Origin of the sequence: Lysinibacillus sp. FSL M8-0337 (assembly GCF_038593855.1) — a bacterium.
Taxonomy (GTDB): Bacteria; Bacillota; Bacilli; order Bacillales_A; family Planococcaceae; genus Lysinibacillus; species Lysinibacillus sphaericus_D.
Map to the genome: position 1 here is coordinate 3671997 of NZ_CP151996.1, position 25658 is coordinate 3697654.

The following is a 25658-nucleotide window of genomic DNA, read 5'->3' on the forward strand; positions in this document are numbered from 1 at the left end:
CAACTAGTTACTCTTTCCGCTTTCCTACAAAAATCCATATCAAGAGCACTATGCTATACAGTATAGGCATATAAAATAAACTTCCTGCATCCACTCCATTTTTGACAGCAATGCCGATAAAAGCCCAAATAATAACTAGTGGAAACACAACATCTACTTCTACAGTGCGTATATAAATGGCAAGACATGTAGCGACAAAGAGCAATAAATTTGCCCACCATATTTCAGAAATACCAAAACCATTCCATTGATAATATTTTAGTACAAAACTAATATTTGCCATTAAGGCTACACTAATCCAGCCTAAATAAATCGAGAATGGTAATCTTCCTGCAAAACGAGTATCCCCTTTTGGATAACTACTGTATATCAAGATTAAGCTTATAAGGAGACCTACCATCATTACAATGGATAATACGAAATATGCATAATGCCAACATAAAAGCCACGCAATATTAAACAAACACGTTAATGTAACTAGATTGATAATGGCGGTCTCCTGATTTTCTGCTTTCGAAAATAGATGAAGAAAAATCCATATACCCAAAACAATATAAATCACAATCCAAATGGCAAAAACATAGCCTGCTGGTGTGAAAAGCACTTCTAATTGATTGGATATTTCCGCTGTTGTTTTGCCATTAATACCAATTGTACTTGCTAAACCATTGATAATAATCATTGCTATATAACTTAACAGTGCAACCCATTTCATAGCCATCCCTCCTTATTTTTATCTATATAAGTTACTATATAGCCTTTTAATTATTGATATACATGTTTCCTTTAAAAACACGCTCTCCCCTTTTATACCTGTAGTGGCTACTTTTAAAACAGTCCATGATGAACAGAGACCGCTCGTTTCTACTCAAGGACATAAAAAAATAGAATGATCTACAGTTGGAGATCGTTCTATCTTAGTGAAAAATTTATCAGTATATGTGTTCTCTACAAATGCATGGCTGTCTGATATAAACTATCGGCTGTACTGGCAACAGTGCGTGTTTCGTTCCCAATAGAGCCAATTACCTTTTCTAAATTTTTTACATCCGTTTCTACCTGTACAATACATCGCTCATTTTCCACAATAGCTTGTAGGATATCGTGAAATTTCGATTGTGTTTCAACAGCAGCCTCCACACCATCTGCCACGCTTTCTTCAATACGATCAATCATTTCAACCGCACGCATCGTTAAAGTAGTAGATGTTTGAACAAGCTTCGTAATTTCCTCGACAGATTGTTTTGACTGTTCAGCTAAATTGCGTACCTCCTGAGCAACTACCGCGAATCCTTTACCATGTTCACCTGCTCTTGCCGCTTCAATAGAGGCATTTAAGGCAAGCAAATTGGTTTGATCTGCAATGGCTTTGACGAGCAAAACAATATCAATAATACGATCCGAAGACACTTTTAAGTTGCCGATTAATGCACCCATTTCTTCTGTCCGGTTATAAATATGGCGCATCTCTTGTTCCAACTTCATGACATGTTGATTACCAACATCTGCATCTTGATTAATATGATGAACAGTCTCGACATTTCTTTCAATTACTTGTGCAATCATCGTCGTTTGAACATCTACTTCATCAATAGACGAATTTGTTTCTTCCGTTAAATTAGCCAAATCTTGACTGATTAAAGATATCTTTTGTTTTAGCTCATTTTTAATGTGATTGTATTGATCATTTCTTATTTTAACGTTTTCCTTTTCGTATTCTTCCAACACAATTTGCATTTCAAGATTAATTAATTTTGAAATAGTTAGCATAATTTGCTCACGAAGAGCAGGTGCTGTCATCTCTTTCACAATCAAATTGATGATTGCTTCTTGGATATGTTGAAAAGTACCCATATACCACTTTGGTTCTAGGCCAATTTTAAAATGCATGCGAGCTAGCTTTCTTTTTCTTTCAATTGCTTCTACATTAAAAGCTCCATCAAACATTGCAATTAAATAGTTCCCTAATGTTTTTTTCAAGCGATCGATTTGGGTACGCTCCTCAATGATTTTACGCAACGATGGAACAGCGAGTATGTTTTGGTAAAATACAGCCGTTACTTCTTCGATACCGTCGCGAACAAATGGCTGACATGCTTTTATTATGTAGAGATCTTCTCGTTTAAGCCCTATTAATACCATCTGTTTTTCTAACTCTGGCATAGTAGACAATTCTATAACTGGTTCAAAGCCATCTTCCAAACTAAACAATTCATCTTTAGAAGCTTCTAACTTCCGTTTCCACCATTTCGCCACATTCTCCACCTCAATCACATAATTGTTTAGTACCTGTATATCATGAAAAATTAAACATTGTCAAACTATTAGTTATAATAGTTATACAAAAATTATACAAATTATGTGTTATCGTTTAAAATAGAGCTATAGGTTTAAATTTTCCACTTGATAAATCTACAGTATAATTGTTATGATAATTCGATACTTTTCAAACTGGAAAGAGGGTTGACGAACAATGACATCTGTCAATTCAACAACATGGCATTATAATATTAAACAAGTTTCTGAAGTAACGGGTCTTTCTAAGCAAGTCATTCGAAAATGGGAAGAACGCTATCAACTTGTTGAACCAAAGCGATTAGACAACGGCCATAGAGTTTACACAGAACAAGATATTCAAATACTGCTAAAGGTACGAAAACTATCCCAACAAGGATATTCTATAAAACAAGCAGCCACAGTTGTCAAAACAATGGAGCCAGAACAAGAATCAGATTCTAAACCAATTCCTGTTCCAACTATCCAACACGAAATGAACGATTATGTTTTTCTTCTACTAGAAAAAGGGGCGCATTGTGACGAAATTGAAATTAACCGAATTCTTCAAGATGCCCATTATGCGCTTGGCTTACCCAAATTTCTATCGACTGTAGTTATTCCTTTGTTACATGAAGTAGGTATGCGATGGGAAAAAGCGGAATGGTCAGAATATCAGGAAGCTGTTATCACGATGGTGATCCGAGATTATTTAGTACAGATTAGACGCAACTATCAATATAAAGACAACGCCCCGCTCATTATGGGGGCATGTTTACCAGGGGAATATCATGAAGTCCCACTCCATATTTTGCTTTTACAAGCGATGTTGCTCGGATGGAAGTCATTTTTAATAGGGAGCTCACCTGCACTAGGGGCAATTGAATCGCTCGTTTCGAAGTTTCAGCCTCAAATTGTTATATTGTCTGCTCTAACAACTATGCCTTTTGAAATGCACCCTGCTCTCTTACAGCAATTAGAGGATTTTGCTTCAAAGTATCCATCTATACAATTTTATTTAGGTGGAGCTGGCGCAATCGAATATACAAAAGATAAAGACTTACATTTCATTACCATTGCTCAAACGATTGAGGAAGTCTTCCAATAACCCTATACGGTCTACAGATGGAAGGGAAGCTTGATACTGCTCCTTTTCATTTGTACGAGCTGTAAGTTTATTTGCTAATTAGTGTTTTCCTGCTCTACATAGATAGCAAGATTGTATATTTTTAACAGCTTATCCTCATATAAACCCTTGAATTGCATATATTTTGTAAAACGGACTTCAGATTATAATGGGGCGGGGGAATTTCGCAGTTGAGTGCAATGATACTTGGAGGATTTCTTTTTTTCAGCGTGAGTATAGGAGGAACAATTGCTTGGGTTTTCTCTAAGCTTTTTCAACATACAACCCAGGGCTTATCATTATTATGTGGCGGATTTTTAGTGGGATTGCTTATACTAGACATCATTCCATCCTCATTTCAAATGTACAAGTCTTTTGGCATCATACTAGGCATTCTCATCGGCTATTTAGTTTTTCAACTACTTAGTAGTTTATTTCACCCGACTAATTATCAAAATCCCTCCGTTTCCTTGCTCGCCATTGCAATGGTCATTCATACAATCCCAATCAGTCTTACAGTAGGTAATTTACTAGGAAACTCTGCATTAAGTATAACGATCACAGCTTCCATTATTCTTCATCATCTTCCTGAAGGATTTGCACTTACAACAGCCTTTCTCTCACAAAGTGAAAAGCTATGGAAGCTATTTATTTATTTCATCGGATTCTCCATTTTCTTTATCATTTTTATTTTAATTGGTCAGTATTGGGATTTAACAATAAGAGCACAAGGAATATTAATGGGCTTATCAATCGGGTTAATCGGGACGGCTAGTATTTCAGAGTTTATTTTGCACCATGTACAAACAGTCACTTTAAAAGCCTTTCTCACCTATATATTATTAGGCTATTTTTTAAGCTATATGTTCCACGTACTTGCAGGATGAATTGTGTCAAAATTGTTTCGGTGACTGGCACGTAAAAAAAACCACTTTTGAAGTGACCCCTAAAAGTTAGACACGGTTATTTCATTTAGGCAGCTTGGATAAACTGAGTTCGGTATTGCACCGGACTCAGTTTTAATTTTGCCTTGATACGTTTTGTGTTGTAATAGTTCATATATTGTTCTAATTCTATTTTAAACTGCTCCACACTTTCGAATTCCTTTAAATAAAGGAATTCGGACTTCATTATGCCAAAGAAATTCTCCATTACGGAGTTATCATGACAATTCCCTTTACGTGACATACTTTGCACAACACCTTTTGCTTTTAGAGCGTGGCGATATTGCTTCATTTGATAATGCCAGCCTTGATCGGAATGCATGAGTAGTTTATGTTCTTCTGGCAAGCGTGCTAAAGCCTTCTCCAACATCTCTGAGACCAATGAATAGGTAGGTCTAGAGCCAATTGTATAGGTGATAATTTCTCCGTTAAACAAGTCTAAAACAGGCGATAAATAAAGCTTTTCGCCAAATAATTTAAACTCAGTAATATCCGTTACCCATTTCTCGTTTGGGGCATCGGCTTTAAAGTTACGATTTAAAATATTATCCGCAATTTTGCCAACTGTCCCTTTATAAGATTTATACTTTTTCATTCTTACTATGCACTTTAAACCAAGCTCTTTCATCATGCGTTGTACTTTCTTATGATTCACCTTTTGCCCACGATTCGCGAGCTCATCACGAATGCGACGGTAGCCGTAACGACCCTCATGTTCGTTATAAATTGCTTGAATTTCGGCCTTTAACTCGGCATCTGAATCTGGTCGATTCATCTTCTTCACTAAATCGTAGTACGTGCTACGTGGAATCTTTGCGAATGCCACGAGAGCCTTCACCGGGTATTTGTACCTTAGTTCATAGATGACCTTTACTTTGTCTTCTTTGGTGATTTTTCCTTGGCTTGAACTAAGGCATTCAACTTTTTTAAATAATCGTTTTCCATACGTAGTCGGTCGATTTCTGCTCGAAGTGCTTCCGGTGAGCCCTCTACTAGTACTTGTTTTGGTTGTTTGTTCGTTTCTTTTTTCATGGATGGACGCCCCTTTTTCCTTGACTGAAGGGCATCGAATCCTTTTGTTTCAAATTGTTTTCTCCAAACACATAGGGTTGAAGGAGCCACTATATGAAAAATAGCAGCTGTTTCAGTTAAGGATGTACCGTGTTCAATCATAAAATTTAGTACGTCTAGTTTAAACTGTGCAGAGTAATTTGTATATTGTTTTACAAAAGCATCAACACCACGTTGTTTATAATGTTTCACCCAAGTTAAAAGATTAGGGTGTAAAACGCCTATTTCTTTGGCAATTGATCTCGCACTTTCATTTCCATTTAAATATCTTAAAACAGCATTTAACTTTTCTTCTCCACTAAATTTAGCCATATAAAAACTGCACCTCCAATTGTTAGATGTGTCTAACAATTGGGGTGCAGTTCATTTTGCCTTAGCAAAGTGGTTTTTTACTCTTACTATTTATTTACTGTCATCAGTGTAAGCGATAAGATTTTCGTAAATTGCGCACGTGTCAAATTGCCTTTTGGATTAAACTTACCATTTGCGCCTTCAATAATTCCTAATTGCTGTAATAAGCCAATCGATGCTACCGCTTCCTGACGCATGTCACCTTTATCTGTAAAAGTATTATTTTTATTAGCCTTTTCTACATCGAATTCTACTGATTCCAAGTAGCTTGCCGTTACATGAGCCATTTCCTCACGTGTAGCCGGTTTATTTGGTTCGAAATTTTCACCATCAAAAATTTCGAGTAATCCATACTCTTGTAAAATCGCTACTTCCTTTGCCCCCCAGAAGCCTTGCATATCTTTGTATGTAGCTGGACCTTCATAATCTTCATTAACATCTAGTCCTGAAGCACGGAAAATCATCGCAGCTAATTGTCCACGTGTTACTTGACCATTCGGATTAAACGTTGTATCCGTAACACCTGTCACTATTCCAGCTTGATAAAGTAATTGGATATAGCTTTCAGCCCAGTGACCAATTGCATCTGTAAAATAACCACCTGGTTTAAGATCAAAATCTGCACGGTTTAATACTGTCAACCAATCATTCACATCTTCATTACTTGCAGTTTGCCATTTTCCCTCTGCATAAACTTCAGCCTTGTAACTATTACCAGATTGAATAAAGCGCATTTGCATAGCATCACCAAATAGCTTTTTAATTTCTTCGTAGTTTTCTTTAAACTCTTTTTCACCCTCAGGATATAAGTTTGTCCCATCTGAATAGCTATCCATTACTGCCTTTAGTGAAACTTTCAAAGTAATGCTATTTTTAGTTGTTACTACAGTCATATTATCAGGATTGTCAATACCTAATTCTGAAAGTAATAGCATTTTGTAGATATCTTGATAAGACATAGACTGCGCTTGGTTTGTTGCTACAACAACCTGATTTGGATGAATAATATTGGCAATATTGTCATTACCTTGAGCTTGTGCTTGTGTAGCAAAACCTCCTGTAAAACAAGCAATACTTAAAGCTCCAGCTAAAATCGTTTTCTTCATTTTTCTTTCCCCTTTCAATTCATAAATTTAGTGTACTAAATCATCTGTTAACAAATCTATAAATATATGTAAATTATTCAAAATTATAATAAAGTCCTATATTTTAAAAACTAAATTTACCGTCTAAATAATTAGTTACATAGGTCTAATTCATTAATACATTTATTCACAAAAGGGATAACTCCTCACCTCATATAGTCTTTTTGATTCACAACAACAACATTTGTACGGTACTCATCTAGTCTTAGAGACCTCCATCTAAAAACATGTAGATGTGCTGTTATTTTTATTCTCCATCAGCACATACTCATACTCTAAGAAGGTAAATTTAAATAGTAATCAGACATATTTTTATATCATTATAATAATTGAGTTTATTATTTGATTTTAGTTCATTGGAAGCAGTACTATGGGAGTGTAACAAAGAAGTCATTTCGCAACGAAACTATTATATTGATGTAACATTATCAGAGGAGGAAGTCAGATGAATTATCAAAACATTACTGTAGCAGGAAGCGGAGTTTTAGGAAGCCAGATTGCTTATCAGTCTGCATTTAAAGGATTTAACGTTACTGTATACGATATTAATGACGATGCTTTAAAAAATGCGCAAGAGCGTATTACAAAGTTAAAACCATTGTATCAGCACGATTTAGGTGCCACACAGGAAGAAGTAGATGCTGCTTACGCTCGTCTATCATTTAATAGTGATTTAGCAGATGCTGTAGCAAATGCTGATTTAGTTATCGAAGCTATTCCTGAAGTTGTAAAAATTAAAACTGAATTTTACACAAACCTTGGTAAAGTTGCACCTGCAAAAACAATTTTTGCTACAAACTCATCCACTTTATTACCTAGCCAATTTGCAGAAGCAACAGGTCGTCCAGAGAAATTTTTAGCATTACATTTTGCTAATACTATTTGGGTAAACAATACGGCTGAAATTATGAAACACCCAGGTACAGATATGAAAGTATTCGATGAAGTGGTGGAATTTGCACGTGCTATCGGCATGGTACCACTACCTTTATATAAAGAACAGCCTGGCTATATTTTAAACTCTTTACTAGTGCCATTTTTAGATGCTGCTGAAATGCTATTAGTAAAAGAAGTAGCTGACCCTGAAACAATTGATAAAACATGGATGATTGGTACTGGCGCTCCTCTTGGACCATTTGCTATTTTAGACGTTGTAGGTATTAATACAGCCCATAACATTGTAGAAGCAAAAGCTGCCGCTACAGGGGATGAAAACATGAAAAAATTAGCTAACCTATTGAAAACAGAGTATATCGATAAAGGTAAATTAGGACGAGCTACAGGTGAAGGCTTCTACCAATACCCTAACCCAAGCTTCGCTAAACCCGATTTCCTAAAAGGCTAGTGCCTGTCACTCATACAATTTAAGCCGCAACATGTCGCACTTAGCGCATGTTACGGCTTTTTTTTAGTGCCTGTCACCCAAACAATTTTATTGATTTAATACTTTTCCCTGAGCACTCACTATTTTAATGTCATATGTACTCTTTTGAGATTGCTCATTTCGGTTTTGAAAATTAATCATTTGATAAACCGTCTCTTCCATCTCCAGCGCTAATTTTTGCGCATCTTTCTCAGAACCATCTATTGTCGTTTGGATAGTAATGAAAGACTGGTGATCCGTCGTTACATGTTTGAATACTGTATAACTTTCAAGACTTTCCACAATCGTTTTAATAAAATTGGATACCCCATTATCGAGATTGATATCCTCTTCATCCCGTGAGGTTAGTTCCCACCGTTCAAAAACAACCGTATAGTCCATAAATGGAGAGGTTTCTATCACACTTTTGGCAATCGGCTCCATATCCTTTTTTACCAAATTAAAATAATCTTCGTCCGCAACAACTTGTAACACCAATTCTTTCTTTGGTGTCGTTTTCACATCTACTCCAACATAGATTGCACGCAACTTATCTTTCAATGTAGCCATACTTAATTGTTCTTGACTAACGAATGAATCCTGCCCCTCATTATTTTTTAAAGTATCATCTGCTAAAAGCCTATCGACAAAGTTAAAAGTAACTATAGTCACTAGTAACACACCAACAATCATTACTATCTTTCTCACCGTGCATTCCCCCCTAATTAGAAGGTATGACATAGAAAACATAAAAAATGCCATCATCCACACGATGTTTCTTGTTAATTTGCATTATTTCATTACTTTAAAAAAAGTTCTTGAGAAACATTTTTAATCATATTACCTTAGCTAAAGAAGGAGGACGATACAATGAAAATCACAATTGAAGAATTACCCGCTTCAAAAATTGCCTTTTTTAGAAACGTTGGTGAATATGGTGAACGACAAAACAAAGGGTTAATGGAGTCTTTTAAACAATGGGCACATTTAAATGACTTGTTGAATCAATCAGCCATATTCGGCATAGCGCAAGATAATCCCGAAATAACTCCTAAAGAGCAATGTCGATATGATGTGGGCATAATGATTCATGAAAATTTCCATGTGTCAAAACCTGCACATGTTGGTACATTTAGTGGCGGGAAATATGCTGTTTTCTTGCTCGACCATACTAAAGAAGCAATCAGCACATTTTGGAACACTGTCTTTTCAGAAATCGAACAACATCAGCTAATCATGAGACAAGAACCAATAATTGAAAGATATACATCGCAAATGATTGATAATCATTTATGCGAAATATTAGTTCCGGTTCAGTAAAGTTTACGAATTGATTTCTCAGAATTAACGCTTACTGCAAAATAAGAGGTTGGGACATAACTAAACAAATTTAAGGAACAGAGGAAAGGTGTTCATAAATTTTTGCTATTATAGGAACTTAGCCATTCTTGCTTTTGCAAAAATAAAAAATTAGAAGTGTTCACTAGTTGTTGATAGCGAAGGCGGTGAATCCTGCTCAGAACGCACACACCGTAAGACGCGGACAACAACAGCGCAGCAAAAAAGTGTTAGATTGAACCTAATCAATCTAACACTTTTTGTACATTTTATTAATTTACATTTTGCAAAATTTTACCGTCATTCATTTTAATGACTTGGTCTGTATACATAAGCATTTCTTCATCATGTGTAACCATTAACGTCGTTATATTTAATGATTTAGTAAGATTTCGAATTAACTCCATTACGTCCTTCGATCGTTTCGAATCCAGACTTGCTGTTGGCTCATCCGCAAAGAGCACTTTCGGTTTATGAATAATCGCTCGGGCAATAGCAACTCGCTGCTTCTCCCCACCTGATAATGAAGAAGGATAGGCATTTTTACGATGATCCATCCCTACTAAATTTAAAATACGCTCTACCTCTCTTTGCTGCTCGTGTTTCTTTAATGGCGATTCAGAAACTTCCAACATCAGCAGAAGCTGTTCTTCTACTGTAAGAAACGGCACTAAATGTGCAAATTGAAAGACAAAGCCAAATTTACTTGCCCGTACTTGACGAACTTGATCTGCACTCAATGTCGTCATGTTTTTCCCTTCAAAGATTACCTGCCCATCGGTTGTAGGTTGCAAACCTGCTGCAATCGTTAGTAGTGTACTTTTACCAGAACCTGAAGCGCCCACTAATGCTGTTACTTCTCCTTCTTTCAGGGTCAGGTTAATGCCTTTTAATATTTCTTCCTGCACTTCACCATTTGTAAACGTTTTTCTAACATTCTCCATTGTAAATTGTGTCATATTAGACCTCTCCTTGTTGTATCGCTTGTAATGGTTGAATTTTTTTAATTTGGATACCAGAAATAGTAGCTCCGATAAATCCAATAATAAGGAATACAATCGACAATTGTGTTATTGTAGCAAAACTTAAACTAAATGGCATTCCTTGTGGTGCAAACTGATTAAAAACTTGGCTTAGTGTAATTGATAGCACCAGAGAAATCGCAGTAATCACAATCATTTGCGTCCAAATCATTTTGAATAACTTACTTGTTTTTAAACCAATTGCTTTTAAAATACCATATAAGCCAATCTTCTGAACGTTCATCATATAGAAAAAGATTGCAAACAGCATGCCACTAATGACAACTAAAAACCAGACAATCATATTAAGAGACATTTGTTCTGCGCTATAACTCGGTATCGTATTTAAAAAATCACTTTTTGAAAAAGCTTGTAATCCTGTATACGCTTGTGAGGTATCCCCATCTGGTGTAAACACTAATTGCATTTCTTTAACTCGATAAATTTCTTGGTAATCTTCCATACTAATATAGGCTACTGGCGCATGGCTATATTTCTTTTGTTCAACAAAATCTTTTACAATAAACTTGCCACTAAACTGATTGTTTGTTACTGTATCGCCTATTTGTATTCCTTTTTCCTTTAATGAGCTATCTAAAATAATTTCTTCATGTTTGACATTTGCAAATAACGGCGAGTCGGTAGCTGTTACAAATGCCACGCTTTGCTGCTTCCCTGCCTTATCATTAATAAAGCCCATTTGAATAGAAAAGGCGACAGCATCTTTTTGTTTGCTTAAAATTTCATCTTGGGTACTGCTATCTATTCTAGAAAGATTATATGTTTCATCTGCATCTTCGTTCATGTAAAACTGCCCCGCTGGTAAATCTTTAATAAGCGCAGCATTGTCTTGCGATAATCCATTTGCCAAACCCGAAATAATAAAGGTTAATAAACTCACCAGAAAAACAATCGAACCTAAAATTACAAATCGTACTTTATTTTTCTTCATTTCTTTTAAAGCCAGGTTCATTTTAAACCCCTCCTATTTCTTTTTACATTCTTAGAATATAGAGTCAACATGAACACAACATGAACTGAACATGAACGGAAGATGAACTAAACATTACAGTTGAACATCGCTGCCGCTTCCTACTCAAACAAAAATAAAAAACCTTCTACGCATAATGACGTGGAAGATTTTGTAAATGGGGATAGAAGCTCGTTTACCGCAGTAAAGCTAAACGGCTAGAATAACGCTCCTAAAAGAATCGTTACAAGTAATGTTTTTGAATTACTTGCATTAATTTATTGGCATTTTCTTCGCTAATTGAGAACATCGTTTGTCTAAAGTTAAAACCTTGTCCACAAATAGTTTTCATTTCTGAAGCGCTTAATGGACGCTTTAATATACAAAAATCTTGTAAAGGTGTATTTGTCTCTGCATTAGCATAGCCATTATAATCTTGCTTGTTATATTTACCCGAACCTTTTCCGTATCCTACAATTCCAGCGCCGCTTTTATAAAGGAATACAATATCGCCCTTTTGAATCTTTTCTATTTTTTCTTGCCATCCTTTATGATAAGCCGCTGCTTTCATTCCAGTTAACATTTCATCTGTCGTTAGCGGATTATTGTTATGATTCGTGTTTAAAACGTAGGCGCTACTCTCATATTCTAAATAACTTTCAATTGGAGAATACATATTAAACTCAATATAATGTTCACCATTCACTTCAAATATCCAGTAGACAATGGCATCAATAGTCAAACCGTTCTTCTTCCAATAAATAATTGCTTCTACCGTTTGTTGGTCTAAGCCATTTGTCATAACAATGAAATGTTGCTTATTATTAAACATCTCTTGGGTAATTTGATTACTTGCGTCTTTACCAAAATACTCTTTATGAGCGTCCATTAACGATATATTGCCTTGGCTATATTTAAGGTATTTTTCATTGAGCTCATCGTAACTACTATTGCCGAATAATTGACCATATCTTAATACTTGTAACAAATTCTCTTGATTTGAACCCCATCTTTTCAATTCAAATATGTATAAATCGCCATCTTTATCAACAGCTAAAATATCGGGTTCTTCTTGTCTTGGACGCTCGTTAAATATTGTCATTAAATCTTTACTAGAAATAAAATCTTGCAGATGGTTAGATACTAACTTTTCTAAATCCTTCTCTTTCCAACCAATCGCATCAAGACTCACTCTTTTAACCTTTTCATAATCCCATGAGGACTTATTTAATTTATATAACATGTAGACCATTTCCTTTCATTAATAGTATCAAATATATTATTTCACCTATTGTAAATATTTTCAATATCAGTACCCATGACATAAGTAGTTTACTGATAAACAAAAATCAAGTAATACCGATTGCAGATTACAATCTTAAACAGGCAATTCAAGTTGTGGAAGTATCAAGCTTAACAGGTCCAATAGCGACGGTTGAGAACTTAGTAAAAGGTTTGGATGGGCAATACTTAAACCCTTATCAAATCGGTCTAAGAAATACGAAAACTATGAAAGAAATCTACGTAGATGTGGAACAACTTACACCAAATACAGACCACTTTACAATCGACCTTTCACAAGAAGAACAAGGCACATATATGCTCGTCATCGCTTATAAATTAAACGAAGACACACTAATCCAATTAACTTATTATGTAAAAAACTAAGCATTGTGCTGTAGATAAATAATCCTCTCTTATAAATAACGCCCACGGATTTTTCCGTGGGCGTTTTAGCTTATATACAGAGAACTGCACGTGGCATCGTTCAATAAACGCTAATTTGCGCTTCCAAATCCAACTCACTCATTTTAAAATACGTGGTGAATCGATTGGACAATGCCTCTGTTATTGTCTTACACTGTTCTTCATTCAGTGATTTGGCATAAATTAGAATAACCCCAATATTTTCGTTGTTGGGTTCCAACGGGTTCATCACGACATCTTCTTTCAAAATTAACGCATTGCTCATCGCAACAAAGTTTAACACCGTATTTTGCAACATTTTTCTTTCCCTTGGATTTAACCCCACAGTATCAATTATTTCGACCCTAACATAATTCATACTCTGCACCTCCATAAAATGCTGTAAAAAATTTATTTTTTATATTTTACTACTTTTATTTCAAACAGAAAATAATAGATTTTTAAATAAAAACGCATTAACCAAACCATTTTTCCTAATAAAATGGATAACACTCATTAGTATAGTCCATATTTACGATTTTATTTAAATAGTATTTACTACTATAAATTATTTATTTAAAATGAAATTATCCCGATTAATTCAAAAAAAAGTAAGTTTTTTAATAATTTTTACTACTAAAATAGGCATACAATAATCATAAAATTATTAAAATGGATGAAGCAAAACACGAAGGAGCATTTTTCAATGAGTACTGATTTTTTAGAAGAAAAACTAAGAGAAACTTTCTCATATTTACAATCAATAGAAGGTGTAAAGCCGGTCGACGATATTTTAGCAGTTTTAAACGATGCTACTATTTTTCCCGAAATTACGACATTAATACATAATTCAAAATTCGAATTAATTTACTTATATGAAGAGCAACAAGTACTTTTAAAGACGATGACGAACGGCATTACGATAGATTCATCTTTTATGCAGGAAGTCCATTTAATCTATCAATATAAAGAAATGATTGAATGTATCCTAACGGGTATTATTGCAACCGATAAAATTAAAAACTATTCATTAAACTTACTTTCCCTAAAATATAGCGAATTAATTCAAAGTATTTAATGGTGATTAGTCCTATAAAGAAGAACCGATGAACGGAAAATTCGCTCATCGGTTCTTTAGCTATTTTACAAAATCACCTTGAATCGGCTCTAAACCATCCGCAAAACGAATGCGTAAAGATTGGCAATTCAGAAAGTCTGGTGCGTCCATCACTTGAAAATGGATATGTGCCTCTGAGGAATTTCCTGAATTTCCACAAAGTGCTATCACATCACCTTGTTTAACAATATCTCCTTGTTGTACAAGACAAGAGTTCTTTTTTAAATGCGCCACCATACTATATTCATGATTGGTATGTTCGATAATAATTACATTTCCTGCTGGCTCCATTTCATACATTTCTCCAGGGATATTATCTTCTAGATGATTGACAACTTTAATTACCTTCCCATCTGCAGGTGCGGTAACTTCTTTATTAAAGGCATAATAGTTTTCATTGATGCTAGGAGAATCTTTGAAGGTCGCATCATTCTTCATGATCACCAAGTCATAAGCATATCTTTGAGCTTCATACGCGTAATGGTAATTGACAAACTCATTAACCCCTCCCCAAAATACAAACCACTCCTCTTTTATAGGCATTATATATGTATTTTGACTATACTTTTTATCGCTTTCTGGAAAAACCACATAAGGCTTAATTAATAAGCTATGAATAGTATTACTTGAATCCATCGTTACCTGAATCGCTTTCTCTTGTCGATTATCCAACCAAACATATTGATGATAATGAGCGATTGTTGATTCATTAAATAACTCATAGTTTTGTACATTGGCATTAAAAGATTTAGCTAATTCATTAAATTGCTCATTCGAAACCATGTCTTGAAACGTTGCATGACATTGGTTATAAATTTCATCAAATCTTTCTTGCAAAAAAAACATCCCGAAATTTTGAGGTGTTACTTCATTTGAACTAACTCGCATTCTAAACATCCCCTTTACGCTGACTATATTACCTATACGTTTGATTGGATAATAAGTTTCAATATTTACCATTTCAAATTCAGGTAAAGGACTATGTACGCATCGCCATCAAAAAATCGCAGACAAAATAAACAAGCAAAAAGATTGTAAGTCTCTTGCTTGTTTTATAAAAGAAAACTAAACGCAGGACAAGCTCCCATTTTTCGCTCTCTCGTTATTCGAAAATCCATTCATATAAAATATCAGGTAAATTTTCTTCATTTTCATGCCCTCTACCGATTACTTTAAATCCGTGTTTTTCATAAAAACGTTGTGCCTTTTCATTTACTTCAAATGTATATAAAGTTAATTTTCCACTTGATTGGGCTTTCGCTCTATCCAACAATGTTTGCCCGATACCAAGCCCTTGATAGTTTATATGAATATACAGTTGACTTATTTCACTATCGTTATAGGCAATCATACCAACAACTGTTTGATCAATAATCGCTAACTCAATTTGAAACTGTTCTGGTAATAGATGATTTAAAAAGTACACATGATTTTCAACGCTATGCATTTCTTTCTGACCAATAGCCTGTTCCTTGCTATCTCGCCACATCGCTACTGTTTGCTCAGCAAATGCAGGGCTGTACGGTATAATCATTATTTTTTGTTGCGTCATTATTGTGCCTCCTTTTTATAGTGATGGAATATGCTTATCCCACGGGAGATGCGCTGAAATCGCCATGTAATTTTGTGTTATCGCCACTAAATCCGCAGGCAATCACTCAATTTGGTACTTATTGTGATTTAACATCTTACATATTTGCGTTTAAAGCCAATTCTGCCTTTCTCTACATCCTTTTGAATACTTTCATAAGCGTTGAGGAAACTACTTTTTTTATTATTCTTTTTAAGTTCTACAGGCCCTATCTGTTGTGCTGTAGCTAACGCTTTGTCGTGTAACGGGACATACGAGACCCCTACCGTATAGAGGAAATTATTCATAGCAGATTTTGTTCGTTCAGGTGAATTATGAATCGCACTTTTCACCATTTCAAGCATATTAGCCATTTTACTTTCGGAAAATTCGACATCGGGACGATTTCCTAATAGCCAGCAGTAACAACTCCAGCCAGCAGACATTTTTAGTTCTTCCCCACTAGCAATCCATTTATCAGCAACCTGTTGCGCAATATCCGCTTCCGCCAACGTCACTGCCACCACATAATCAGACAACATATAAAAATACGCCCCATCAATCCAGCGCTCAAAATCCGACTCGGTCATAGCTTTTGGCTCCGCAATAATACCTGCAAAATACATTGCGTCATAATTTCCTGTGGCATAAAGCGCTTCCGCTAACGGTTGATTCAATTTGATTTTCTTAGCTATTGGCTTCATCGCCCCCGTAGCCACCCCAAAAAGTGGCTCCTGTGCACCATTTGACATATATATTTTTTTCGTACGCTCCTTACCAAGTGCTTCAAGCTCTTGCATCACCATTTCAACATTCATTTTCACTGCACTCTCCTTACGTTAGCATTGTTACAATTTTGCCCATCTTCAATTTATTTTCATTATGCTATATCACTAGGGCATTTGTCAGCTAGCTCTATATTGTAAAAAAAAGCATAATCCTTGCTTTTATTCCCTAGTGCCTATCAAAATTTCAGTTAAATAGATATTTTTTTGCTTTTTTAATAACTTTCTATTAATATCTCTATGTTACCTTTCTTCAACAAAGGGTATTTATATTAAATAAGTGCGGTTCTTTTTTAGTAATTTGGACAACATATTCAAGACAACACTCACAATTAATAAAGGTACTATGCGAAGGTAATTATCACATCATGGTTTCAACATCAGGAGGTTACATATGCAATACGTTATTTCTATTTTAGGTATTCTCATTGTATTGTTTTTCGCTTGGCTTGCTAGTTCCAATCGAAAAGAGATTAAATTCAAACCAATTATTACAATGATGATCATTCAAATTCTGTTCTCATTACTGTTGTTAAATACACAATTCGGCTTAATTATTATTAAGGGAATTGCTACTGTCTTTAACAAATTACTGGAATATGCAAGTGAAGGAGTTACCTTTGTATTTGGCGGCTTAGCCAATGAGGGAGAAACGCCGTTCTTTTTAACCGTATTGCTACCCATTATTTTTATTTCAGCATTAATTGGTATTCTTCAACATTTAAAAATCCTCCCCTTTATTATGAAAGGTATTGGCTGGGTTTTAAGTAAAGTAAACGGCATGGGGCAATTGGAATCTTATAATGCCGTTGCTTCATTAATGGTCGGTCAATCAGAAGTTTTCATCACATTAAAAAGACAACTTGGTCTGCTGTCAAAACAGCGCTTATATACACTTTGTGCGTCAGCGATGTCCACTGTATCCATGGCCATCGTTGGTGCATATATGACGATGCTAGAACCAAAATATGTTGTCACGGCTTTAGTTTTAAATTTATTTGGCGGTTTTATCATCGCTTCAATTATGAATCCATATGACATTGACCCGAAAGAAGATATTTTAGAAATCGAGCACGAAAAGCAATCGTTTTTTGAAATGCTTGGCGAATATATTTTGGATGGCTTTAAGGTGGCAATTATTGTCGGTGCCATGTTAATCGGCTTTATTGCATTGATGGCAGGATTTAATAGTGTCTTCGAGTTACTGTTCGGCGTTACTTTCCAAACGATTCTAGGCTACATCTTTGCGCCAGTTGCCTTTATTATGGGCATTCCTTCCTCGGAAGCGGTTAGTGCAGGATCCATTATGGCGACGAAACTAGTAACAAATGAGTTCGTAGCGATGTTGGATTTATCTGGAGGCGATTATCACTTTAGTGAGCGGACAATGGGCATTCTTTCCGTATTCCTTGTGTCCTTCGCCAACTTCTCTTCAATTGGCATTATTGTCGGTGCTGTAAAAAGTCTTAACGAAAAACAAGGAAATGTTGTCGCACGCTTTGGCTTAAAATTATTATTTGGCGCTACCCTTGTAAGTGTCCTTTCAGGTATTATCGTAAGCTTAATTTTATAAAGAAAAGGAAGTGGTGAGCTCCACTTCCTTGTGCCAGGCACTAAAACAATTCTGACGATTGTTAATAACCATTCACAAAGTCAGAGATAGTTTCAATTTCATCTTCTGTTAGTTCTCTTTTCACATGCTTTTTATATGCTTGCATAATTTTTTGTGAATCTCCATCACAACTATCGGTATATGTAGCAATCGTTCTAAGCATCGCTACTTCTTGATTAAACGCTTCTTTTGTTATTGGCTGTTGATGCGAAGGAATATATGTATCCGCATCAAATTGCTCTAATTCAGCCAACAGACGAAGCGTTTCCTTAACTGTATAATGTACTTTTTCAGCATACAGATTAGGATAAATACAATCAGCAAGGAACAAAATCTTTTCTTCTTTTATATAAACCACAACCGAGTCAGCCGCATGATCCCCTCCAACATGTTGAAGGATACAAGTGACACCACCTAGGTCAATCTCCACCCGTTTATCAAACGTGACATTCGGCAAAACAATCTGAATATCTCGGTGATCTTTGAATTCTTCTTTAATAGCTCTGGCACAAAATTCAATTTCTATCCCTTCCTTCACACGTGCGTCAAGTGCCTCATCTGACCAAGAAAATGGAATTAACTTCTCCATTGCTGTTTTTGTTTTTTTCGAAGCAATGGACACGATATGACGTAATGCGGAAAGTCCAAAAATATGATCCCAATGCCAATGCGTTAAAACGACCATATCCGGATTAGGAACGCCCATTTTTAAAAGTTCTTCCTGAAAATAGTGTGCATGCTCCTCCGAATTCCCTGCATCGATCATTAATGTTTTGTTATGACCAACTACCATCCCTAAAATGGGACGATCCGTTTCCGCTATAGGCGTCATATACCAAAAACAATCACCTATTTTATTTATTGAATGCATAATAGATAAGCCCCCCCTTTCATAATAGTTTAATTCAAAAAAGGGCAATTTACTCTTTGAAAGAATTTTTTTATACATATAACCGCTTTAGAATCACTTTAGGAATTGTAGCTACCGTTTTAGCAGTCCCACTTACTACTGTTATTAGAAAAGGTAAAAACGTCAAAACCCTTAAATTTAAAGGTTTTGACGTTATAAATTTCAAATAACAACAAAATGTAATACTTAATAAAGATGAATTTTTAGAATACCGCCTCAATACGCTTTGTCTCTTAAATATTTTTTACTGCTTCTTTTGACAATGAAATAACTTCATTGACCTCTTCTACTAATACTGTAGGTAATTGGTCTTCTTTTTCTGCAGGCGTTATTAAATCTTGTGTTGATAATTTAAATAATATTGACACTAACTTTATATTATTATCTACGATTAGACGTTCTTCAAATGAATAATTATCATAATCGTTTTTATATGCAACTAAAGCTTCTAACTTAGAAACCTCTTTTAAATAAACATTGTGAATAATTGATAATTCCTTTTCAAAATTTTTGGCAAGTAAAGTTACTTTCTTTAAAAATTGCACTGACTTATTGATAACAGACACTATTTTCTCAACTTCACGTTCAGCTTCTTCCGCTTTATCGAGACTAGAATTTCCTTTGGCATTTAATAATAATCCACCAACTGCAATTATAGGTCCTGCTACTGCTCCTGTTAAAATCTGTGTACCCAATGCAATGCCACCACCACCACTAGCAATTGAACCGCCTCCTAATGCTGCTAATGCCGCATTCGTTGCAGCTACACCGGATAATGAGCTAATTGCTGTCCCTGTAGATGCTGTGCCTAAAGCGAGTACACCACTATATGCAGCCATCCCAGTTACAGCACCTGCGCCTGCAGAAGCCATTGTAGTACCAATAATTTCAATAGCTTTAATTTGAACTTGTTTAATTTCAATTAATGCATGCTTAGGCATAGTAAATTCTCCAGAAATCTTTTCTTCAAAGTCTGGACGATTATGAATTTTTTCAAATGCATTTGAAAAACGCTCAAAATCTTTCCACACTTGTACTTTTAAAGCACCTAATATATCTAATTGATTTGTCGTTTTCATTTCGGTCTCATTTAAAAGAGATTTAGAATTTTCATATTTTTCATCAGCTTCATTAACGCGCGATTTTGCATCAGCAATCTTTTTTGCACCTTTTGCTCCTGTTACTAGTCCTGCTGCACCTGCTGCAAGTGCAATTCCTCCAACGATAATTGGTAATGGCATTCAAATCTTCTCCTTCATTTTTAAGTTTTTACAACCTTCATAATTTAGCTCATAGTACTGTTCTAACGTTAATGTTTCTTTAAAGTATTTGTCATACATATCGTCAATTCGACATTTTAACGGTCTGTTATCATAAATAGTGCAAAGATTCGTAGCTTCACTAAAATACTTACATATTCCATCACCACGATTTAGATCTTTGTATAGCTCCGAATCATTAAGTGCTTTACAACATAATCCACATTGATCACAATTAAATTTCATCATAGTTTAAATGTTAACGTTGAATTTTTATTTTTTATAAATTGATTTAGCCCTTCAACGGTTCCATCATATGGCAAATCTATTTTGAATTCTTTAACAATTGATGTTAAAGTAACATTCATTTCTTGTGTTGTATTTGCCATTTGTAAACTTACACTCATTTTTTGTACAGCATGCACTTTATTTTGAAACGTATCTAAATCAATTTCAGCTAACTTTGCTGCATATTTTACAAGTTCTGCATGTACTTCACGATAATAGTCAATTTTATAATCTATCGACGACTTTAATTGATTTGCCCAATCAACAAATTTTTGAACCATAGAAGAGTGATCCAAAAAGTACAATAAACTAATACTCATTAGCCCTGTCACGACAGCACCTACAAAATTAGGTAATACATCACCTATAATAGGAATTTTTAATGCTGGGATTTGTCCCATTGCTTCAGAAACAACCGTTCCTAACACTACAGAGGATGCTGTACAAATGATTACTGCAACTGCTTTTATGACATCTCCAAATGGTAATTTATTTGGATTAAATAACAAAATATTTAACGCTTCAACAATTGACGACCAACACTCACGAATTATTTTCCCAACATTTTTTGCCGATGTAGTAAAAATATTAATAAACGTTGTCATTAACGATGATAAAATACCGGAAAGTAACCCATTTGAATAACTTTGAATTACTTCTTTGTATGCTTCTTGAACTTTTTTGAAAGCCCCTTTAAAAATGTCAACTAGCCCATTAAAGAAACACTTTAAGTCGAATTTTACTTTTAACTTTGTTACTAGTTTTGGCACTTCTTCACGAACACTCATCCACACAGCAGTTAAAATAGTTCCCAAAGCCTGTCGAAGACCCATTTGCATTCCCTTTTTATAACTAGCTTTCAATGTGTCATTAATAAACTTCTGACTTGTATAATATTTAGAAGCTATTTCTTTTTCATAAGCTGCACGAGCTACTTCATCAGCCTTTTTCATTTTTTTGATGTCTACTGCTTCTAAATTTTCAAGCTTACGTAATTCTTTACGTTCTATATCTGTTAATTGCTTAGTTGTTTTTAGTTCCGCTATACGATTTTGGCGAATTTGACGATTATTTTCTAACGTATCTGCAAATTGATTTACAGTTTTCTTTCCCTTGGAACGATTGGCAGAACGATTAGTATGCTGTAGATTAGTATTTTGATTGGCTAATTCTACACCGTTAATCTCCGCTAATATGCGCCCAGCATCCTCATGTATTTCTTTAGCAGATATCACATGATCCAAATCAACTTTTTCATTTTGAGCAATCTTCTTTCCTGTATACGCATCTACTAAAGTACCATTATCCTTTTGCACAGAAGCTTGTCTATTTCGCTCAATGTAACGTGAATCACTATGATAATCATGAGAAATATGCTTATCATATGTTTCATTTTTAGAATAAGCATCCTCATTCTTTTTATTTGCATATCCATCAAAGCGATTATCACCTTTTTGCATTTGGCGAACATTATGAATAGTATCCACATCTCCACCATGTCGATCTTTAATTAATAAAAAATCCATTCCAAATGAGGTAATTAAACTTTTTACAATAACTTGTTCATATTCATTAAATAGTTTTTTCAGGGTACTTTCATTAGAATCCTCTATTTCATTATTTTGTAACTCATTAAGGACCCCATAAGTTTCAATAGCCATATAATCACCTCAACTTCATTTACGATAATATTATTATCCCATCCAGTTTCATTTTTTTTACATAAAACAAGGATATTAAACTCAATTATATACCATGTATTGGACAAAATAAGTCCATTATAATCTTTTTATAAAATTTATATCAAAGCAAGCAATGATTTTTAAAGAATTAAAACAGTCTACGCTCTCGACCTCCATCATACTTGCTAACCTAAGATATTCTAGCGGTATATAATTTCTGAATGTCAAAAGATTACGGTAGCCTAGTAGGATAAAAAAAATGACCAATAAAGTCTTATTTGGACTTTATTGGTCATTTTTTATTTATATACTATAATTAGCTTTCAAAAGTATCCTTATTATATGCTCGCCTCAAGTTCTTCAAGAAGTCCAAAAACAAGACAATATAATTGTGCTAACACTTCATGAAACGGCTGTTGCGCACTAAATCCATCGAGCGCATCTAACGCAAGATTCACTTCCCAAAGACCATCTTCCCCAGAAAATACCGCACTATACGTCATCTGCTTATGTTTCAAATGTGCTGTAAAATAGGAATGCAAAAACGCACTATACTTCTTTTGCAATCGCAGTCCAAACAAGGCACTGTACACACCAAACGCCCCATCAAATTCAAGCGCAAACGAATCCACACGGATCACATCCAAACGTTCAGACGTCACATACATAAATTCATTCGCATGCTCTTTTAAATAATGCACAGGCTTTGTTAGAAAAGAAGCTGTTTCTTCCCCTAGTAATTCTTCCGTTTCCTTATGGCAACGTTCAATCACGTCAAATGGCAAAGAAATTGTTTCTACCGTTGCATCCTCGTCTAACAATTCGTGCTTTTGGGCGTATGTCTTTTCTACATCTAGTAATTTACTATGGACTTGGTTATTTATTAATGATTCAATTTGATTTTTTAACACTTAGTATCCTGCTCCATTCGATTGGTTTAGGTATAAGTATAGCTTAGGAGGGGTGGGGTATGGGGATAATTTATAAATAGGATTTCCCCCAATTGGTTCAAATTATCAAACTAAATCCTTCAGACTTTTTCCATTTCTATCTTTCCATTCAATCAATCCATTCGCACTTCGCCCCGTTACAATATCAGCAGCTGCCGACGGGCTAGTAAATAAAAGATCTTCCATTACTACAAATTCATCATTAACAACTTTCACTTTTTCTGTATGTAATAAATCATTTCTTTTTGCTAATAAACGCTCTGAATACGAATTTACAATGCTATTTGCAATTTTAGATCCCTTTAATACGACAAAACCTTCTTGTGTTTGGATACCTTTAGCATCCACACCACGAGTCGATTTTATAGATAAAACATCATCTGCATTAACTTCTGAGCTATCTTTGATCTCTTCAAATAATTTATGGCCCAATGTATTGACCATCATTACAAGATTGCTAATATATTCATCCATTTCTGCACGGTCTGCTTCAGAAATGGATGGCATGGGAGGGATATTGCCATTCATTAGAAAGTAACGATTTGCGACTTTAGCTTTTTCATATAACTTGTTTTCAATGTACTTAATATGAGCTTTATTTAGATTCTCATCTTTACTTATAAATACAATCACTTCATTCCAAAAATCTTTTTCACGCAAGTGGTTTTGTAATCGAGTATAAACTTCCTCTGCTTCCCCTATGTATACAGCCTCTTTATCATCAACATTTCGACCAAATAACATATACACACCAGTAGAATTCAAATTAGGGCGATCCGAGCATTTTTTCACTTCAGTTCTAGGGATTCTATACGCCAGCCCCGTCCAGTTAGATAATTCACACGTTAATCTTCCACTTGGGTCTCCATCAATCAAAAACATTTTTATTGTTTTGCCGAAAGTCATTTTAATCACTCCTATTGAGGGAAGCTTTAACGCCTCCCTACTTATTGAAATATATATTTCCTATGCCATCTAAAATACGACTTATTCTCTTCATACCTTGAAACCTTCATCTTTTGATGGATGTTATACATTCCATAGTCTGTGGCTGGAATCCGTTCTGAAATGTGAATTAAGCCAGTTCCATCAAATGTAATATAACCTTGGTCGTATAACGCATCATGATTACAGCAAAGCAATACACCATTATACGGATCTAAGCGTTCTTTATTCGAACTCTCCCGCCAAGGCTTTGAGTGGCTTGCACGTAAAAGAGCAGGTAGCTCGATACCACAAAGTGCACATTGATGATTCCATAAAGGTAATAAAGCTGCTTTAAATTTCTCTTGGCCAATCCGAATTTTACGTTTCGCTTCAGCTTCTGTTTCTGTAATCACAGGAATAAGCGTATTTCTTTCTGTCCGTACTACAGTTCCAATCGCAAATTCTAGCTGTTCATCATCTACTTGATAAATATTCATATCACTAATAATATCCAGCAGCTTGATTGCCAGCTCTTCATTACAGGGATATAGGTAACCTTGGTTTCCATCTCCATCTTGCTGAAAAGCAGAATATTTAACAGGCAATAACATTTTTAACTCATTAAAATAATCTTTAATCGTTAATGGTTGTTCTAATTCATGATATTGCAGCTTTACGAGAAAACCTTTTTCTTCCCATTGGTCATATGATGTCATTGACGTAGGCTTTATGCCTTCCTCACAATTAGACAAAGCAATGCTAATTGCGACGATCTTACCTTTTACATAATGAAAAATACGGTCTCCCTCGTTCACTTCCATCATACGTCGCCATGAGTGCGGAGTGTTTCCGCCTTTATCTTTTTGTGGTGACCAAATGATTTGTGCTTCTTTTTCTTCTTGATAGGTGTGCCCTTGCATGACGATGTAGTGGTTCATTTTTTTCTCCTATTCTATTATCCATTTCTTCTATTATAACTAAAGTACAATTTCATTTAATCAATAGAATGAATGTCTTTCTTTTGTTCTTGTACCATTTCTTTTTAATAACGTACTTATTTTTAATCCCGTCATCATATGAGACCTTTGTTTTTAGTATGCTTTTGATTATTTTTACTTTTTTGTTCACCTTCCAGATAAATCTTATCCTCAAAAATAAGAAAAACCTAAGTATTATTTATAAAACTAGGCTTTAAGGAATATGATTGAGTTCGTCTATGAGATGTAATATGCTACTAAAATAAGCTAAACTTAAATTATTAAAAAGAA

The 25658-nt window shown here is 34.9% G+C and carries 25 protein-coding genes; 7 read left to right on the top strand and 18 right to left on the bottom strand.

Features of this window, described 5'->3' with window-relative positions; translation table 11 throughout:
• Positions 1-7: 7 nt before the first annotated feature.
• Together MKY08_RS17950 and MKY08_RS17955 are read right to left on the bottom strand one after the other, a co-directional pair.
• Positions 8-715, bottom strand: a complete 708-nt coding sequence (locus MKY08_RS17950; RefSeq protein ID WP_069509385.1) for a tryptophan-rich sensory protein — start codon at positions 713-715, stop codon at positions 8-10.
• Between the two features lie 233 nt (positions 716-948).
• A complete protein-coding gene (locus tag MKY08_RS17955; RefSeq protein WP_069509388.1) occupies positions 949-2256 on the bottom strand; it encodes a globin-coupled sensor protein in 1308 nt (435 codons plus the stop codon).
• A gap of 217 nt (positions 2257-2473) precedes the next feature.
• On the opposite strand from MKY08_RS17955, the gene MKY08_RS17960 reads away from it, so the two are divergent.
• Positions 2474-3382, top strand: coding sequence for a MerR family transcriptional regulator (locus tag MKY08_RS17960; protein ID WP_069509390.1), 909 nt, complete (start codon positions 2474-2476; stop codon positions 3380-3382).
• 218 nt (positions 3383-3600) lie between these two features.
• On the top strand, positions 3601-4287 hold the full coding sequence (locus tag MKY08_RS17965) for a zinc transporter family protein (RefSeq protein ID WP_256093128.1): 687 nt from the start codon (positions 3601-3603) through the stop codon (positions 4285-4287).
• Positions 4288-4372: 85 nt separating this feature from the next.
• Here MKY08_RS17965 and MKY08_RS17970 read toward each other — a convergent pair.
• Both MKY08_RS17970 and MKY08_RS17975 read right to left on the bottom strand, forming a co-directional pair.
• Positions 4373-5727, bottom strand: a protein-coding gene (locus tag MKY08_RS17970) for an IS3 family transposase (RefSeq protein ID WP_141705601.1) whose coding sequence is annotated in 2 segments (ribosomal slippage) — positions 4373-5274 and positions 5274-5727 — 1356 coding nt in all. Because the reading frame shifts where the segments join, the coding sequence is not laid out codon by codon here.
• A gap of 86 nt (positions 5728-5813) precedes the next feature.
• Positions 5814-6872, bottom strand: a complete 1059-nt coding sequence (locus tag MKY08_RS17975) for an S-layer homology domain-containing protein (RefSeq protein WP_069514398.1) — start codon at positions 6870-6872, stop codon at positions 5814-5816.
• Between the two features lie 484 nt (positions 6873-7356).
• Between MKY08_RS17975 and MKY08_RS17980 the strand changes: the two genes are divergently transcribed.
• Positions 7357-8256 carry a 3-hydroxyacyl-CoA dehydrogenase gene (locus MKY08_RS17980; RefSeq protein WP_069514400.1) on the top strand — a complete coding sequence of 300 codons (900 nt, stop codon included), beginning with the start codon at positions 7357-7359 and terminating at the stop codon, positions 8254-8256.
• Between the two features lie 87 nt (positions 8257-8343).
• Here the strand turns inward: MKY08_RS17980 and MKY08_RS17985 are convergent, their stop codons facing one another.
• A complete protein-coding gene (locus MKY08_RS17985) occupies positions 8344-8982 on the bottom strand; it encodes a hypothetical protein (protein ID WP_081328067.1) in 639 nt (212 codons plus the stop codon).
• A 162-nt stretch (positions 8983-9144) separates the two neighbouring features.
• Between MKY08_RS17985 and MKY08_RS17990 the strand changes: the two genes are divergently transcribed.
• Positions 9145-9594 carry a GyrI-like domain-containing protein gene (locus MKY08_RS17990; protein ID WP_069514403.1) on the top strand — a complete coding sequence of 150 codons (450 nt, stop codon included), beginning with the start codon at positions 9145-9147 and terminating at the stop codon, positions 9592-9594.
• A gap of 290 nt (positions 9595-9884) precedes the next feature.
• On the opposite strand, the gene MKY08_RS17995 is transcribed toward MKY08_RS17990, so the two are convergent.
• From MKY08_RS17995 to MKY08_RS18005, 3 genes are all read right to left on the bottom strand, one after another.
• Positions 9885-10571, bottom strand: coding sequence for an ABC transporter ATP-binding protein (locus MKY08_RS17995; protein ID WP_069514406.1), 687 nt, complete (start codon positions 10569-10571; stop codon positions 9885-9887).
• 1 nt (position 10572) lies between these two features.
• A complete protein-coding gene (locus tag MKY08_RS18000) occupies positions 10573-11607 on the bottom strand; it encodes an ABC transporter permease (RefSeq protein WP_069514409.1) in 1035 nt (344 codons plus the stop codon).
• A gap of 241 nt (positions 11608-11848) precedes the next feature.
• On the bottom strand, positions 11849-12847 hold the full coding sequence (locus tag MKY08_RS18005) for a hypothetical protein (RefSeq protein ID WP_069514412.1): 999 nt from the start codon (positions 12845-12847) through the stop codon (positions 11849-11851).
• Positions 12848-13002: 155 nt separating this feature from the next.
• On the opposite strand from MKY08_RS18005, the gene MKY08_RS18010 reads away from it, so the two are divergent.
• Positions 13003-13272, top strand: a complete 270-nt coding sequence (locus MKY08_RS18010; RefSeq protein WP_069514415.1) for a hypothetical protein — start codon at positions 13003-13005, stop codon at positions 13270-13272.
• Positions 13273-13372: 100 nt separating this feature from the next.
• On the opposite strand, the gene MKY08_RS18015 is transcribed toward MKY08_RS18010, so the two are convergent.
• A complete protein-coding gene (locus tag MKY08_RS18015; protein WP_069514417.1) occupies positions 13373-13669 on the bottom strand; it encodes a hypothetical protein in 297 nt (98 codons plus the stop codon).
• 327 nt (positions 13670-13996) lie between these two features.
• On the opposite strand from MKY08_RS18015, the gene MKY08_RS18020 reads away from it, so the two are divergent.
• Positions 13997-14368 (top strand): hypothetical protein, encoded by a 372-nt coding sequence (locus MKY08_RS18020; protein ID WP_069514420.1) that lies wholly within the window; start codon positions 13997-13999, stop codon positions 14366-14368.
• 60 nt (positions 14369-14428) lie between these two features.
• On the opposite strand, the gene MKY08_RS18025 is transcribed toward MKY08_RS18020, so the two are convergent.
• From MKY08_RS18025 to MKY08_RS18035, 3 genes are all read right to left on the bottom strand, one after another.
• The gene (locus MKY08_RS18025; RefSeq protein ID WP_069514423.1) at positions 14429-15295 is read right to left on the bottom strand and encodes a M23 family metallopeptidase; all 867 of its coding nucleotides are present in this window, start codon (positions 15293-15295) and stop codon (positions 14429-14431) included.
• Positions 15296-15509: 214 nt separating this feature from the next.
• Entirely contained in the window at positions 15510-15959 is a 450-nt protein-coding gene (locus MKY08_RS18030; protein ID WP_069514426.1) for a GNAT family N-acetyltransferase, read from the bottom strand.
• A gap of 128 nt (positions 15960-16087) precedes the next feature.
• A complete protein-coding gene (locus MKY08_RS18035) occupies positions 16088-16795 on the bottom strand; it encodes a DNA alkylation repair protein (protein WP_069514429.1) in 708 nt (235 codons plus the stop codon).
• Between the two features lie 361 nt (positions 16796-17156).
• On the opposite strand from MKY08_RS18035, the gene MKY08_RS18040 reads away from it, so the two are divergent.
• Positions 17157-18335, top strand: a complete 1179-nt coding sequence (locus MKY08_RS18040; RefSeq protein WP_069514431.1) for a nucleoside transporter C-terminal domain-containing protein — start codon at positions 17157-17159, stop codon at positions 18333-18335.
• A 61-nt stretch (positions 18336-18396) separates the two neighbouring features.
• On the opposite strand, the gene MKY08_RS18045 is transcribed toward MKY08_RS18040, so the two are convergent.
• From MKY08_RS18045 to MKY08_RS18070, 6 genes are all read right to left on the bottom strand, one after another.
• Entirely contained in the window at positions 18397-19245 is an 849-nt protein-coding gene (locus tag MKY08_RS18045; protein ID WP_069514433.1) for an MBL fold metallo-hydrolase, read from the bottom strand.
• Positions 19246-19517: 272 nt separating this feature from the next.
• Entirely contained in the window at positions 19518-20525 is a 1008-nt protein-coding gene (locus tag MKY08_RS18050) for a hypothetical protein (RefSeq protein WP_024364191.1), read from the bottom strand.
• A gap of 263 nt (positions 20526-20788) precedes the next feature.
• Complete coding sequence (locus MKY08_RS18055; RefSeq protein ID WP_069514436.1) at positions 20789-22492, bottom strand: hypothetical protein; 1704 nt, start codon at positions 22490-22492, stop codon at positions 20789-20791.
• Positions 22493-22851: 359 nt separating this feature from the next.
• Entirely contained in the window at positions 22852-23424 is a 573-nt protein-coding gene (locus tag MKY08_RS18060) for a hypothetical protein (RefSeq protein WP_081328068.1), read from the bottom strand.
• A 105-nt stretch (positions 23425-23529) separates the two neighbouring features.
• Positions 23530-24369 (bottom strand): GIY-YIG nuclease family protein, encoded by an 840-nt coding sequence (locus tag MKY08_RS18065; protein ID WP_069514438.1) that lies wholly within the window; start codon positions 24367-24369, stop codon positions 23530-23532.
• A 41-nt stretch (positions 24370-24410) separates the two neighbouring features.
• On the bottom strand, positions 24411-25328 hold the full coding sequence (locus MKY08_RS18070; protein WP_069514441.1) for an HNH endonuclease signature motif containing protein: 918 nt from the start codon (positions 25326-25328) through the stop codon (positions 24411-24413).
• Positions 25329-25658: the final 330 nt, after the last annotated feature.